The following is a 13,643-nucleotide window of genomic DNA, read 5'->3' as shown; positions in this document are numbered from 1 at the left end:
CGAGGAACTTTATTGACAGCGCGAGAGGCAAGCAATGTCAGGCGTTGACACCGAGCTTTTCGTGGAGATACCCGCGACAGGCTGCCTCTGCCACTGCGTTCCAGCGCTTGAGGTACGCATCGACATCGCCCAAGTCGGCGCTGATGTTCATCCACGAATTTAGTTGTGCTAGATGACTGCCGGGCTGTGGCGCATACTTTCCACAATGGATCTCAATCGGGGCGTAGTGGGCCGTCGTCTCAAGATGAGTCAGCCCAGTCTCAAAGTGTTTCAGGTCATACCCGCCTCTGCCTTGAACACTTGTAATCCATGCCACACCCACCTGTGGACCACATTCATCGAGAGGCTCTACCTCCATGACTTCAAAAACTCAGACTTCAAAAATTCAGTCCGCAGCTAGGACGAGCGCAATACTCATGGCGGCCGGGGTTGCACTCACCGGATGTTCGACCGGCTCACTCAAGAGCGCGGATTCTGCGCCCCCCGCTTCGGCCGGTGTCGTTGGCACCGTGGGTACCCAAGACCAGATTCAGGACATCTCCGCCTTCTGCGGCACCAAACCGCTAACCGTTGCCTACGCCGACGGTTTCGGCAGCAACTCGTGGCGCAAGATCACCCGCACCCTCTTCGAAGCCGAGGCCGCAAAGTGCTCGAATATCGAGAAGGTCCTTTACACCGATGCGCAGGGCGACACGCAGAAGGCTATCTCTGACATCAATTCCCTTGTCGCACAGAATGTTGACATCATCGTCACCTTTGCCGACGCTGGTGAGGCACTACTCCCGACGATCAAGAAGGCCACGGACGCCGGCGTCAAGGTGGTGCCGATGGTCGGCTCGCCCGGAGGCACGCCTGGCACCGACTATGTCGACTTCATTTCCGAGGACATCACCACCTACGGACGGAATCTGGCCGAATGGACCATCAAATCGATGGGCGGCAAAGGCAACCTGGTGATGCTCGGTGGCATCGCAGGCAGCAGCTACTCACAGGGTGTGTTCGACGGCGTCACCGAGGCTGTGAAGCAACATCCGGACGTTACCTTGCTCAACGCTGACGGACCAGTATCAACTGATTGGGAACCGGGAAAGACCCAGCAAGTGATGGCTGGGCTGATCACGAAATACAGCGAAATCGACGGCATCGTCGCCGACTACGGCGGAGGTTCCATCGGTGGCATTCGTGCATTCATCGCAGCGGGGAAACCCGTTCCGGTATGGTCGGCCAACGATTCAAACGAGTTCGCATGCCTGTGGTACCAGTACAAGGACACGCAGCCGAAGTACCAGATTGCCACCGAATCCTCGCGCAACTGGGTAGTTACCGCGGCGCTGCACAAGGGCCTCGCAGCAGCCAGTGGCATACCCAACAACGAACCCTCTACTTACAACCTCAACATCATCGAGGACTCGACCGATCCGGCCTTGGCACCCGAGTGCGAGCCCGATCTGCCGCCGGACGCAATTCTCTCCTCCGGACTTTCCGTTGACCAACTGAAGAAGCTCTTCAACTGAGCGCTGTCATATATGCCCTCTACCACCGCATTATTCACAGACTTACTACCCGGAGAATGACATGAACGAATCAGCGAACCGAAGACTGATGGGCAAAGTCGCGCTCGTGACCGGTGCCGGACGAGGAATCGGACGGGCGATTGCAGAGATGTTCGAACGCGAGGGCGCAACGGTTATCGCAACCGCGCGTGGCGCGGCACACAATCTTGGTCCCGCAGTGAACTATCAACAGCTCGATGTGGCGAGCGAGGCTGGATGGCAGTCTGTCGTCGCCGGAGTTGTAGCCAGCCACGGAAGACTTGACGTTCTGGTCAACAACGCCGGAATCATCGGATACGAGGCCCCTCACGAGCTGACCCTTGACTCGTGGAATGACGTCGTCGCGACCAACCAAACCGGCGTCTGGTTGGGGATGCGCGAGGTCATCCCCAGCATGCAGAGTGGAGGCGGCGGTTCGATCATCAACGTCTCGTCCATCTGGGGCTCGGTCGCCGTCGCTGGCGCGCATGCATATCACGCCTCCAAGGGCGCTGTGCTGAACATGTCGAAGAATGCTGCGATCACTTACGCACAAAACAACATTCGCGTGAACTCGCTGGTTCCCGGCTTTATCGAGACACCACTCACCGACGGCCAGGCAGACGAGATCAACAAGGCTGTCATCGCCAACACACCCCTCGGTCGTGCCGGAGCCACCGATGAAATCGCCTACGGCGCACTGTTCCTGGCCAGCGACGAATCAAGTTTTGTCACCGGCGCAGAACTCGTCATCGACGGCGGATACCTGGCGCAATGAACAACACAACCGAAGTGTCACAGGGAAACCTACTCGCGAGCACCCCCACACCGGTTCCGGGTTTCACCACCGCGCTGGAACTTCGCGGTATCAATAAGTCCTTTGGCGTCGTGCGCGCATTGACCGACGTGCAACTGACAGTCAACGCCGGAGAAATCCACGCTCTCGTCGGCGAGAATGGCGCCGGAAAGTCGACGCTGATGGCAATTGCCTCGGGTGCCTTGGCCGCTGACGCCGGAACGGTCATCATTTCCGGCGCAACATTGACGCACGCGGCACCGGAGCAAGCGCGAGAATTCGGACTCGGCATCGTGCGGCAACACCCCGCTCTCCTACCCGATCTGACGGTCGCAGAGAACATGGCAATCGGAGTCGGGTATCGACGGGTGGGCGGTCTCCGGAAAGCACCCGCGTGGGCACAAGAACATCTAGATCCTTGGCAGATGAACATCGCTGCCGAAAGTCGAGTCGCAGATCTGACGATGAAGCAGCGCTTCATCGTCGAGATCGCCAAGGCGCTCGCCCTGAATCCTCGCGTACTCATTCTGGATGAGCCGACGGAACACCTGAGCGCCGAAGAGGTCCAACGACTATTCCGCAAGATCAGGGAAATCGTCCGCGCAGGTGCGGCCGTCGTCTATATCTCACATCGAATCCCTGAGGTGAAGGAGATTTCGGATCGACTCACGGTGCTCCGTGACGGACAGGTGCGCGGAAGCTTCGCCACGGCAGAAGTCTCGGAGCAAGAGATCGTCGAAAAGGTGGTCGGTCGAGCACTCGAGACGGTATTTCCGCCCAAATGCGCTGCGGCCGGTCAGGACCGGTTGGCGGTCGAAGGACTAACCGGTGCGCACTTCGACGACATTTCCTTCACTGCCAGGGCCGGCGAGATTGTCGGGCTGGCAGGTGTGCAGGGCAATGGCCAGGGTGAATTGATTCGCGCACTCGCAGGTTTACATGGTGCGTCAGGTCGAATCATGGTGTCGGGCAGGTCGGTGCGAGCCGGTAACACCGTGGCCGCACAGCAATCGGGGATCGCCTATGTCCCGGCAGATCGGTTAGGCGAGGGAATTTTCGGTCCGTTACCGGTCGGTTCCAACATCGTCATGACCACGCTGCGTAAGGTCGCGACAGCTGGACTGGTATCGCACCGGCGAGTCGAAAGTGTCGCCGACCGGCAAATTGAAAATCTGTCCATCAAAACGCCCACATCGGCAACGCCGATAAGTTCGCTCTCGGGCGGTAATCAGCAGAAGGTGGTGCTGGCCCGCACTCTCTTATCGGCGCCGACGGTCCTATTGGCAGAGGAACCGACGCAAGGTGTCGACGCTGGCGCTCGGGTCGACATCTATCGGATCATTCGTGAGATCGCCGATTCTGGTGCGACAGTTGTACTACTGAGCTCGGATGGTGTGGAACTGGAAGGGATGTGCGATCGAGTTCTCATTCTCTCCAGAGGTTCGATAGTTGCCGAACTTGCCGGCGAGGAGGTGTCCGAGGCCGCAATCACCCACGCGGCGCTGACATCCACCACGGTTCGGCGGCGCGCTGATGCAGAAAAACCCGACCGTTTCGCCCACATTCGCAGTTGGATGCGCGGTGATCATTCCCCAGCCGCAGTGCTTGCATTGATCTTCGTGGCGCTGGGCGTGGCGGTGAGCGCAAGCAACGCTGCATACCTGTCGGCATTCAATATCAACAATCTGCTATTGATGGCGGCACCGCTCATTTTGGTTGGGGCTGCTCAACATGTGGTGGTACTCGGCGCCGGAATTGACTTGTCGGTCGGGCCACTTATGGGGCTACTAGTTGTGCTGTCATCATTCTGGATAGTGGACGGTGGCAACTTAGTCATCGGTTTGGGGGTGATGTTGGCAGCTGCAATCGCCGTCGGGTTGGTCAATGGGTTCCTGATCTCTCGGCTGCATATGAATCCGGTTGTGGTTACCCTTGCGATGTTCATGGCCTTGCAAGGCATATTCCTGAGTTTGCGCAAAACTCCAGGAGGCACGATCTCTTCGATAGTCGCGGAACAAGTTTCGGCTCGGGTCGGGATCCTTCCGGTTGCCATCCTCGTCGCGATCTCTATCGCGGTCGGTCTCGAAATTCTGCTGCGCACCACTCGGTGGGGCGTCGAACTGCGGGCTACCGGCTCGCATCAAGAGGCCGCCGCCAGCCTCGGCATCAAGACGACGCGAGTACAGATGCTCTCGTATCTCTTGTGCTCCGTGCTGGTTCTTCCTGCCGCGGTCATCATGATGGCTCAGATCGGAATCGGCGACGGACGACCGGGGCTGTCGTACACGCTCTCTTCGGTCACCGTCGTGGTTCTTGCCGGCGCCAGCGTCTTCGGCGGTCGTGGCTCATTTGTCGGCGTCCTCGCCGCTGCACTGCTGATACAACAACTGCTCAACGCTTCGCCCTTCCTCGGACTGTCACAAGCGTGGTCTTACTGGCTGCCAGGGCTCGTCACGATCGGCGCGGCGGCCCTATACGCACGTCTGAGAATGTCGAGGACACGATGACCACACCGAGCGCTCTCGTCAAGGCGAGCACCGTCAATGCGGCAAGCGCAACCAAGAAGCTGCTGTCCGGCAAGGGAAAGGCCATACTGTTCGCCACCGTTATCCTCTTTGCGGTGAGCCCGGTGATCGCACCGGGAAGTTTGCAATCGGCACCGGTGCTGAGCATGCTGCCGTTCGCCGCGGTGCTCGCCATCGCCGCGATCGGTCAAACCTTGGTGATCCAGCAACGAGGGCTGGATCTTTCGGTACCGGGGATGATCGCGCTGGCCGCAGTGCTGGTGACGGGGTTACCACAGAATAACGGCTGGCCCTTGTGGGCAGGAATCGTTGCCGCAGTCATTGTTCCGGGGATGGTCGGCGGTCTCAACGGGTACCTGGTAGCGCGATTCCAGATCATGCCGCTCGTGGTGACGCTGGGGACGAACACGGTGTTGCTGGGAACCGTGTTTTCCATTGCCAACGGGACTCCCGCCGGAGCGTCAGCAGCGCTCAATCAGTGGACGCTCGAACGTACACTCGGAGTTCCGAATACCGCCGCGGTTGCGCTCGTCGTGGTGCTCTTGGCCGCACTCGTCACGCAACGGTCCACTGTGGGTTGGCGTTTGACCGCAGTGGGGGTCAGTGAACGAACCGCATCGGCAATTGGGATCCGAGTTCCGAAGTACCAGATCTTCGCTTACGGATTTGCGGGACTCTGTTACGGCGCGGCGGGCACTCTGCTGGCTGGCTACATCAAGACTCCGGCGTTGTTCCTCGGCGATTCTTACCTACTGCCGACGGTGGCGGCAGTAGTCCTGGGCGGAACCGCATTGACCGGCGGGCTCATCAGCGTCATTTCCACCGGAATCGCGGCCCTTTTCCTCACTCAACTCAGTCAGATCCTGCGCGCGGTGGGTTGGCCTGACTCCTCGCAACTCATCGCTCAGTCAGTGGTGTTGATCACGGTGGTGCTGGCCCGAGAATTCGTCCCCGTCGCCATCAGAGCGGTAAAAGCGTCACAGCGTCGTAGCAGAAGTCGCGAACCTGCAGGTGCCGCTGCCTGATCGGCAACGGCAGGCGTACCGGTTGGCCATTACGTGTCCAGTCCAGTCGGTACGCCTTCATCCGATACACCGTTATCCATGACAGCGCGAGAATCTCTGCGGCCATTGCTTTGTTACCATTTACTTCGGCGAGCGCTTTGTGAATGGCAAACCTCGACCCGTTCGATCATGTTCCACGCCGTGTCTGCGCGAATAGCCTCAGAAAGGTCGAGCGTGCGACAAATAACCTTGTCACCCATAGGAAGCCAGTCGTGGGACAATCCTGCGCAGTTCTTTGAGGTTGCCCTGCCACTGATATGCCTCCAGGAGTCCGATGGCGCCTGGCCGAGGTACCAAGTCGATTCCGGGAAACCGAGTCGGCGAAAAATCGCCAGTGCGCCAACGTCACCGGTTCGCTCCCGAAGCGACTGCAACCATACGGTATTCGCTTCATATTTGAGCCTGAACGCCTCGAGATCCTCGCACGACGCGGAGGTCATGGTGAGCAGCACCGAACTCTTTCGATTGCCGCGCTCGACGAGCAGGGCATGCAGTCCGTCGATTTTCGGTGCGTCCAGGCTCTCGATTCCGCGAATCACCAGCGGTCGTTCCAGTTCGAGTCGCGAAGACAAACTGTCCCAACTACTTTCGGTCCCTCTTATCGCTTGTCTTCGCCTCGCTGGACTCCCTGATCCCGGGCGGGGCATTTCAACGCTCCCAGGTCGTAGCGGAGGGCCTTAACCGAGTCGAACGCTTCGCATATAGTTCAGAGCCGTCCACGCAACGCTCGGCTGGGTACCCCGCTAAATATTTGCATCATCTAAAACAGTCAGCGAAATAATTCACTGGTGTTGCAGCGCCCCCCTCGGATTCGCCCTGCCGGCGGGCCCGTCTACCGCTCCGTCGATAGACACGAATCATGTTGCGTAATAGCAGTTTATCGGTCCATTTGACATGCGTAATCTGGGCATGCAATGTGACGATACCGCCGCCACAACAACGACGAGTGGGCCCATCTCATCGCAGATGGGGGCGGGCGGGCCCAATCCAAACTGTTCACCAAGACGGAGACCGACTGCAAGATGTAGTGTTCGCGATTGCGAAAATCCAGCGCAATACCCCGTAGGTACTCGACGTGAACCGTGCCGGGTTTGATGCCGCATCCGTTTCTGTGAAGGATGCAGATCATGCCCAAGCGTTACCAACTCGAGCAACGTGAGCGAGCCGTCAGGATGGTCCCCGACCACCTCGACGAATATCGGTCGTTTACTCCGCATGTCAGGTGATAGGCCCGAAACTCGGTACCGGCGCCGAATCGCTCCGGAACTTCGGCCAAGCAAGCCCAGATTGATGCCAACCAAGTTCCCGGTGCTACTTCTGTGGAACAGCAACGCATCAAAGATCTCGAGCGTGAGAACCGAGAACTTAAGGAAGCCAACGATATTGAAGAAGTCGGCATAGATTTCCTCGCGAGGGAACTCGACCCTCGCCGCCGCTGATAGTCCAGTTCATCGACGACATGCGTGCACAAAATTCCAGGGTCGAGTCGATCTAATGAGATCGGTAAGCGTGTCGGCACCGGACTTCTCGAGTCGATCCGAGTTCGAACTCGGTCTTGGCAGACCGTAGCCGGCGTCGGCGCGGGTACCCCCATCCTGCCCCTGCCGAAAGCGGGGTCAAGTGTCGAGCCGCTGACAGGTGATCACTTCGTCGAGCGGAACGTTCAGTCCTGACGGCAGTGCGTGACACCGATCCGCTGGTGGGAGATCGCGCTACAGCCGATGCGATGGCGGCCCCTGAGGCCTGCTCATTGGGGCGCTGGCCGACCTTCTGCCGATGTTGAACTCGGTTAGGTCCGTGGCCCACTCGGTGTGCCGGAATTCGGTCGCGAATTGGCGGTTCAACACGTTATCGGCTGCCTCGCCGACTTCTCCTCGGAAGGAGTTGTACCGTTTGCGACGACGCACCAGGCACTGCAGTCCGAGGGTGCACATCAGTGTGAGAACGGTTTTCTTCGACACCCTCCGTCCCTGCCGTCGCAGGATTGCGAGGATACGTCGGTGCCCGTAGGCGCCCTTCGCATCTTCGAAGGTCTCACGAATGGCTTCTTTGAGCTCAGCATGCCGGTCCACGCAACGGCGTCGATTCCGATGGTCGTAGAACGCCGATCTGGGGAGGTGCGCGATCTTCCGGCAAGAGTGCCAGCGGAAATTGCGCCTTGAGATCATCGACAGCTCGAACTTTCGCCCGTCGTTCCTGCGACCTCAAGGCCCGCAACTTCCCAGATACGCGAACTCGGCGCGAAGTCGTTCGTTCTCCGTGCGCAGTGTCTCGAGCTCGCTTTTCGTCAGGGCAATCCCCGCGATCGACAGGTGGCCTGCCTCGCTTCTTCGGGCGCAACCCGTCCTCGCTGTCGCGTCGATAGATGACCGCCCAGTTCGCTACCGTCGTGGGCGAGGGTAGTTCGCACTCTTCGGCCAGAGCCCTTCCGGACTCTCCGTTGACGTGGCGACGCACGATCTCGAGTTTGGTCTCGAAATCGTACTGTCTTCAGTCTCTCGTCACCAGCGCACCTGCTCCCCGCAGTTTGGCCCGTTTTTCACGGGTGGTATCGTCCCACATCCGATCTTGCGCGGCATGTGCAGCAGCACCGTGAATCTGCTGGTCCGCTCGACCACCGTGCCGATCGCCGAACGACAATCCAATCATCAAGTCCCCCTTCCAATGTCCCGCAATGTCGCGACTGTCGACTTCCTCGGGCCGCGCGGCGATGGTGACTTCGTCGGTGATGAACCCGGCCGGTCGCTGCCGTGCCCGGGCGCGAGGCCTACGCAACACTCGCCCTGTCCGCAAACAGGTCACCAGCTCCCGCTCCAGCCCGCCACGTCCTTCGATATAGAACGATTGGTAGATCGCCTCGTGCGAGATACGCATCGACGTATCGTCAGGAAAGTCGATACGCAACCGATTCGAGATCTGCTGCGGACTCCAGGCAGTCGTCCACCGACGATCACGACGCCAAAGCTTATTGCGACCTTTCCATCCCGCGACATCCGGTCCGGCGACCACTGTTCCGTCTTCGGCATAGACGTCTCCGGAAAGCTTGTCTTGCACGTACTCTCGCAACCGTTCGCGCTCTGCGAGCTTCGCCGGCTTCGGGCGCCTCACGGCGAGGTCGGCCTTCCATTGCGCGGTAGAGGCGCGGTACTCGATCGGCCCGCTTCGGGTGGCGGCGTTGCGCCGCAACTCTCGCGAGATCGTCGACGGCGACCGCCCGATGTGGCGCGCAATTTCCGGTACGCCGATCTTCTGGGCTCGCAACATCGCGATATCCTCACGCGCGGTGAAGGAGAGGTATCTCCGCGAGACCGGGTCAACTCAATGGGCGGCATACCCCCAGCGTGCCGGAACCACCGTGTGCCGACCCGTGCCGACACGCCGCACGCGATAGCGGCATCCTCGCTGGTGAGACCCTTTACGATCTGCGACCAGAATGCTCGTTCGAGGTCCCTGCGTACCGGAGGTCGCCCCGGTGACCTCATCACCGCTCGCCCGGTCAACGCTGCCACCCATCCTGGCGGTCGTCCCCTCTAACACCTCCATTGCCGAGATGTTGCCTCCACCGGTTGAACCTGGCCAGTATACGTCAATTGTGTTCACCGACAGAATAATTGAGGCCAAAATCGATGCCTACGACAAGGCCCTCGCGGAGTCGAGGATCGGACTGTTCAAGACAGAAGCAGTTTCCAAGAGCGGTCCGTTTCTGCAGGGTCCGATCAAGACGATCTACGACATCGAATTCGCGACAATGGAGTGGGCGGATTGGTTCAACACTCGCCGCCTGCACAGCACTTTGAACTACGTCCCTCCCGACGAGTTCGAGGCAATCTATTACTCTCAACTACCGATTCTCCAGCCGGAGATGTCGCCAGCATAGGAACGGCAAGAAACCCGGCACGGTTCAACGAGCCGACCGTTGATCGCCTCGACCAGACCATTCGATGCTCCGGCATCGAAGGACTCCAGGATTATCTTTCCTGCGTCTCCAGAGACTGCGACCGAGCTGAGCTAACTCCGCAAGCTCTTTCGGGGCACCAGATTTGATGCGTTTGAGGCGATCGACCAGATAGACCAGATAGACCACCAAGCGTCCCAACGAACGACATAGTGCAGACTCCCTTGGTGCACCAGTTCGAAGGTTGCGCCAGCCAAAGTTGGGTTGCCCGCGACACCCCTGGTGGCACGGTGCCATGTCTACGAAGGCCATGGACCGCACCACGAGCGGTGGTGGCATCAACCTCGTACCCCGACAAAAGCGAGCCTTGGCGTCGTAATCAGATTACGTTGACAACAGCCACAAGACACCGCTTCTCCCCTCGCGTCCGGTATCTCGTTCGTGCGTCATTCAAGGGGAGAGAGCGCCGCGCGGTCGAAACTCCAGGATGATCGGACAGATTGGTGTTCAGCGGGTGAGCATGGCCGAGTCCGCGAGGAATGAGGTGTAGCCGTCTGCTTCGGCCTGGCGGCAGTACTGCTGGTATACGTGCCCGCCACCCATGTAGACCTGGAATTCCTCCGGCTTGCCAGGGACGTTGTCGCCCAGGAACCAGGCCTTGGCTTTCTTTCCCTCGCTGTACATCACGGTTGCCTTGCCCGTTCGCTCGGTCTCTTCGACCCACCAGCTTTCCGACTCAGGTGTGGCCTCGAAACGTTCGACGCCATTCTCCGCGGCCCAGACCAAGGCGCGCTGCAACCATTGCGCACCGAGTTGGATCGGGACGACGAGGTTCGAGTAGGGTGTCTGCGGCCCAAGGGACATGAAGAAGTTGGGGAACCCGTGCGCGCTGATCCCCAGATTGGATCGAAGGCCTTCGTCAACCCACTTGTCGCGCAGGGTGACTCCGTTCCTGCCGACAATGTCGATGTTGGTCAGCGTTCCGGTCATGGCGTCAAACCCGGTCGCGAAGATAAGCACGTCGATCTCGTACTCGGTGTCGCCGACGATTACGCCCTTTTCGGTAATCGCGGAGATCGGAGTGCCCGCCACGTCGATCAGATGAACGTGATCGAGATTGAACGCCGCATAGTAGCCGTGGCCGGTCGGAACCCGCTTACCGTTGAACGAGTAGTTCTTCGGCGACAACAGGTCGGCGGTCTCAGGATCCTTGACGATCTCGCGGATTTTCGAGCGGATGAACTCGGATGCCAGTTCGCTCGATTCATGGTTGCTGGCAAGATCGTTGAAACATTCGTTGGCGAAGTGGAAACCGCCCTGGTTCCACTTGCTCTCGAAGATCTCGCGGCGGGTCTCGTCGTCGACCTCCAGCGCACTGTATTGCGCCGGTTCCATAGCCACCCCGAACGGATGGTTTGCAGCCTTCTCGTAGATCTCGTCGTAGTGTTCCCGGAGGTACGCCATGTCGTCCGCGGTCACGGCCTCGTTCGAGGTTTCGACGACGTAGTTCGGCGTCCGCTGGAACACGAAGAACTCCGCCACCTCGGGCGCGATCCTCGGAACGATCTGGATGCCCGACGCACCGAGGCCGATCAACCCGACGCGCTTGCCCTTCAAGTCAACACCGTCCTTCGGCCAGTGCGATGAGTGGCACTTCTCGCCGGCGAAGGTATCCAGTCCCGCGATGTCCGGATAGATGGCCTGCGACAACACGCCCATCCCACTGACCAGATATTTGGTCGTGATTTCGCGGCCGTCGGCGAACCTCACCGTCCAGGTGTTTGCGGTGTCGTCGTATGCGGCCGACTCCACCCAGGTGTTCAGTTGAATGTCCTTGCGCAGGTCGAGCCGATCCGCGACGAAGTTGAGGTAGTCGAGAACCTCGCCGCCGGAGGGGTAGCGCTCGGTCCACGTCCATTCCTCGCGCACCTCTTTCGAGAACGAGAACGAGTAGTAGCTGTACTCGCTGTCGGTACGCACTCCGGGGTAACGGTTGACCCACCATGTTCCGCCGATACCGGCTTCACCGTCGACGACCAGTGTGCGGAGACCGATGTCGCGCAGGTGGTGCAGCAGTGCGAGACCGGAGAATCCAGCACCGATCACGACGGCATCGTAATCGCGGGAAGGGGTAAAAGAATTGCTCATGTCGAACGTGGTCCTTTCGGGTTTCTGCTCAGGCAATGGTGTGTGTCGTGCTCTCGGCTGCGCCCACTGCACGGCCGGTGCGGTACCAGGTCGCGATGGCGGCGACGGCATCGTCGGCCGCCTCGTGAAGACCCGCCTGAAGTGGGAAGACGTGCTGTTCGCCCGACGCGCTATGAAAGGTGACATCCGCTCCGGCCGCTACGGCACGTTCGTGCAGCCGCGTCGCGTCGGCGTACAGGGATTCGGAATCAGACGCGGTGATATACAGCCGCGGGAACCCCGTGAAGTCGGCGTACAGCGGATTGACCAGCGGATCAGTCGGTCTGGCGCCACCCGCGAGGTACCGGTCGATGTTGCCCTGCAAACCATCTCGGGTGATCAGGAAATCGGTATCGTCGTTCGTCGCGAGAGTGGTGCCCGAGTTCTCCATATCTAGCCACGGAGAGATCGTCACCACCTGGCCGGGGTGAGGCCGGTCCTGGGCCAGCAAGCGGAGCGTCGTCGCGACGCTCAGGCTGGCTCCCGCACTATCGCCGACAAATGTGATGTCGCGCGGCGAGATCCCTTCGGCGAGCAACGCCTCGAAGACGGCAGTCACGTCGTCGAGCTGCGCCGGGTACGGGTGTTCCGGCGCCCGTCGGAAATCCGCAACGAAAGCGCGTGTACCGCAGGCTTTGGCCAGGTGACCGGCCAACTTGCGGTGGCTGGCCGATGATCCGAGTGCGAAGCCGCCGCCGTGCAGCACGAGCAGCACTTCCCGCGGGTCGGCGGCGAGCGGCTCGACGGAGATCCCGGGAACCCCACCGAAGGTGGTGGAGCGGTAAGTCACGCCCTCCGGTTCCGCGGTCACACGCTGCCAGTCCTCGAAGACCCACCGCATCATCTGCAGTGACATCAGAGGATTGGCTTCGAACTCCGTTGTCCATTCGGCGTAGATGCGACCCAGTGGGTCTGTTGGTCGAGTTATCGGCATTGCGAGCTCCTGTGCGGTCATCGATAGACGCGTCGCGAGCCGGATTTCTCTCCGGTGACGTCCATCACGACCACGAGAATGCCGCTCATCCCATCATGTTTTTCGGGAGTGTCGCATTATGAGTCACCGCGATCTCAACACGACCCATGCCGCACAAGACCCGGCTCGCGCCCGAGCCGCCGAGACCCGGCCCACCGAGGTGTCGACGGCAGGTGAAAACTGATCAAGATACGGCACCTTGGGTTCTAGTCAACGTCGCAACACCGACGGATCTTGTGACTCTAGTAGAGCCGTGAACAACTCTGTCGGACAACGGTCTTGGAGGACGACCCTGGGACGGCTGTTGAGTTCGTTCTCAACGGCCAGCAGATGCTCCGGCGAGTGGATGGCGAGGTCCGTTCCCTTCGGGAAATAGTCACGCAACAGTGGAATGGACCCCAAAAGTTGGACACCGAATCTAGGTATCCTTCTTCAGGGAGTAGTCAGATGCACTCGAAAAGCACGTTAAGCCACACCGACGCCGTATCGGCGCTCGAACTGTTCGAGCAGGGCTACACGGCCAAGTCCGTGGCCATTTCGCTTGAACTCGCCCAGAACCCTGTCCAAATGTTGTATCAACGATGGCAACTACGGGAGCAGGTGCGCTGGTGACGAGAGACCGAAGACAGTACGACTTCGAGACCAAACTCGAGATCGTGCGTCGCCACGTC

At 59.9% G+C, this 13,643-nt stretch carries 10 protein-coding genes and 2 pseudogenes; 6 read left to right on the top strand and 6 right to left on the bottom strand.

Going from position 1 to position 13,643, the window contains the following annotated elements; translation table 11 throughout:
• Positions 1 to 509 precede the first annotated feature (509 nt).
• The 4 genes from R4P64_RS29995 (at position 510) to R4P64_RS29980 (ending at position 5,878) form a co-directional block, all read left to right on the top strand.
• Positions 510 to 1,514: a substrate-binding domain-containing protein gene (locus R4P64_RS29995; protein ID WP_317823828.1), complete on the top strand. Its 1,005-nt coding sequence runs from the start codon at positions 510 to 512 to the stop codon at positions 1,512 to 1,514.
• Positions 1,515 to 1,575: 61 nt separating this feature from the next.
• Complete coding sequence (locus R4P64_RS29990; RefSeq protein ID WP_317823826.1) at positions 1,576 to 2,310, top strand: SDR family NAD(P)-dependent oxidoreductase; 735 nt, start codon at positions 1,576 to 1,578, stop codon at positions 2,308 to 2,310.
• Positions 2,307 to 4,835, top strand: coding sequence for an ATP-binding cassette domain-containing protein (locus R4P64_RS29985; protein WP_317823824.1), 2,529 nt, complete (start codon positions 2,307 to 2,309; stop codon positions 4,833 to 4,835). Before R4P64_RS29990 ends, R4P64_RS29985 begins: the two co-directional genes overlap by 4 nt.
• Entirely contained in the window at positions 4,832 to 5,878 is a 1,047-nt protein-coding gene (locus R4P64_RS29980) for an ABC transporter permease (protein WP_317823822.1), read from the top strand. The genes R4P64_RS29985 and R4P64_RS29980 overlap by 4 nt, the downstream gene beginning before the upstream one ends.
• Positions 5,879 to 7,629: 1,751 nt before the next feature.
• Here the strand turns inward: R4P64_RS29980 and R4P64_RS34090 are convergent.
• From R4P64_RS34090 to R4P64_RS29975, 3 genes and pseudogenes are all read right to left on the bottom strand, one after another.
• Entirely contained in the window at positions 7,630 to 8,085 is a 456-nt protein-coding gene (locus tag R4P64_RS34090) for an IS3 family transposase (protein WP_411742729.1), read from the bottom strand.
• Positions 7,973 to 8,374 (bottom strand): helix-turn-helix domain-containing protein, encoded by a 402-nt coding sequence (locus tag R4P64_RS34085; protein WP_411742728.1) that lies wholly within the window; start codon positions 8,372 to 8,374, stop codon positions 7,973 to 7,975. The genes R4P64_RS34090 and R4P64_RS34085 overlap by 113 nt, the downstream gene beginning before the upstream one ends.
• Before the next feature lie 71 nt (positions 8,375 to 8,445).
• A pseudogene (locus tag R4P64_RS29975) lies at positions 8,446 to 9,399 on the bottom strand (IS30 family transposase); the annotation flags it as partial.
• Here R4P64_RS29975 and R4P64_RS29970 point away from each other — a divergent pair.
• A complete protein-coding gene (locus tag R4P64_RS29970) occupies positions 9,390 to 9,794 on the top strand; it encodes an integrase core domain-containing protein (protein ID WP_317823820.1) in 405 nt (134 codons plus the stop codon). The pseudogene R4P64_RS29975 and the gene R4P64_RS29970 sit on opposite strands and share 10 nt — an antisense overlap.
• A gap of 29 nt (positions 9,795 to 9,823) precedes the next feature.
• Here R4P64_RS29970 and R4P64_RS29965 read toward each other — a convergent pair.
• The 3 genes and pseudogenes from R4P64_RS29965 to R4P64_RS29955 all read right to left on the bottom strand — a co-directional run.
• Positions 9,824 to 9,971: pseudogene (locus R4P64_RS29965) on the bottom strand (transposase); the annotation flags it as partial.
• A gap of 348 nt (positions 9,972 to 10,319) precedes the next feature.
• Positions 10,320 to 11,960, bottom strand: a complete 1,641-nt coding sequence (locus R4P64_RS29960; protein ID WP_317823818.1) for an NAD(P)/FAD-dependent oxidoreductase — start codon at positions 11,958 to 11,960, stop codon at positions 10,320 to 10,322.
• Positions 11,961 to 11,988: 28 nt separating this feature from the next.
• Entirely contained in the window at positions 11,989 to 12,933 is a 945-nt protein-coding gene (locus R4P64_RS29955; protein ID WP_317823816.1) for an alpha/beta hydrolase, read from the bottom strand.
• A 486-nt stretch (positions 12,934 to 13,419) separates the two neighbouring features.
• Between R4P64_RS29955 and R4P64_RS29945 the strand changes: the two genes are divergently transcribed.
• Positions 13,420 to 13,584: a hypothetical protein gene (locus R4P64_RS29945; RefSeq protein ID WP_317823814.1), complete on the top strand. Its 165-nt coding sequence runs from the start codon at positions 13,420 to 13,422 to the stop codon at positions 13,582 to 13,584.
• Positions 13,585 to 13,643: the final 59 nt, after the last annotated feature.

Origin of the sequence: Rhodococcus sp. IEGM 1366 (genome assembly GCF_033142425.1) — a bacterium.
Classification (GTDB): domain Bacteria; phylum Actinomycetota; class Actinomycetes; order Mycobacteriales; family Mycobacteriaceae; genus Rhodococcus_F; species Rhodococcus_F globerula.
The sequence above is the reverse complement of the archived record's forward strand: the minus strand, read 5'-3'. Positions and strand labels throughout refer to the sequence as shown.

Bases quoted from the DNA above. Each gene is read 5' to 3' on its own strand.
- R4P64_RS34090 (WP_411742729.1), bottom strand. From the start codon at position 8,085: ATGATCTCAAGGCGCAATTTCCGCTGGCACTCTTGCCGGAAGATCGCG.
- R4P64_RS29990 (WP_317823826.1), top strand. From the start codon at position 1,576: ATGAACGAATCAGCGAACCGAAGACTGATGGGCAAAGTCGCGCTCGTG.
- R4P64_RS29960 (WP_317823818.1), bottom strand. From the start codon at position 11,960: ATGAGCAATTCTTTTACCCCTTCCCGCGATTACGATGCCGTCGTGATC.
- R4P64_RS29985 (WP_317823824.1), top strand. From the start codon at position 2,307: ATGAACAACACAACCGAAGTGTCACAGGGAAACCTACTCGCGAGCACC.
- R4P64_RS29945 (WP_317823814.1), top strand. From the start codon at position 13,420: ATGCACTCGAAAAGCACGTTAAGCCACACCGACGCCGTATCGGCGCTC.
- R4P64_RS29955 (WP_317823816.1), bottom strand. From the start codon at position 12,933: ATGCCGATAACTCGACCAACAGACCCACTGGGTCGCATCTACGCCGAA.
- R4P64_RS29980 (WP_317823822.1), top strand. From the start codon at position 4,832: ATGACCACACCGAGCGCTCTCGTCAAGGCGAGCACCGTCAATGCGGCA.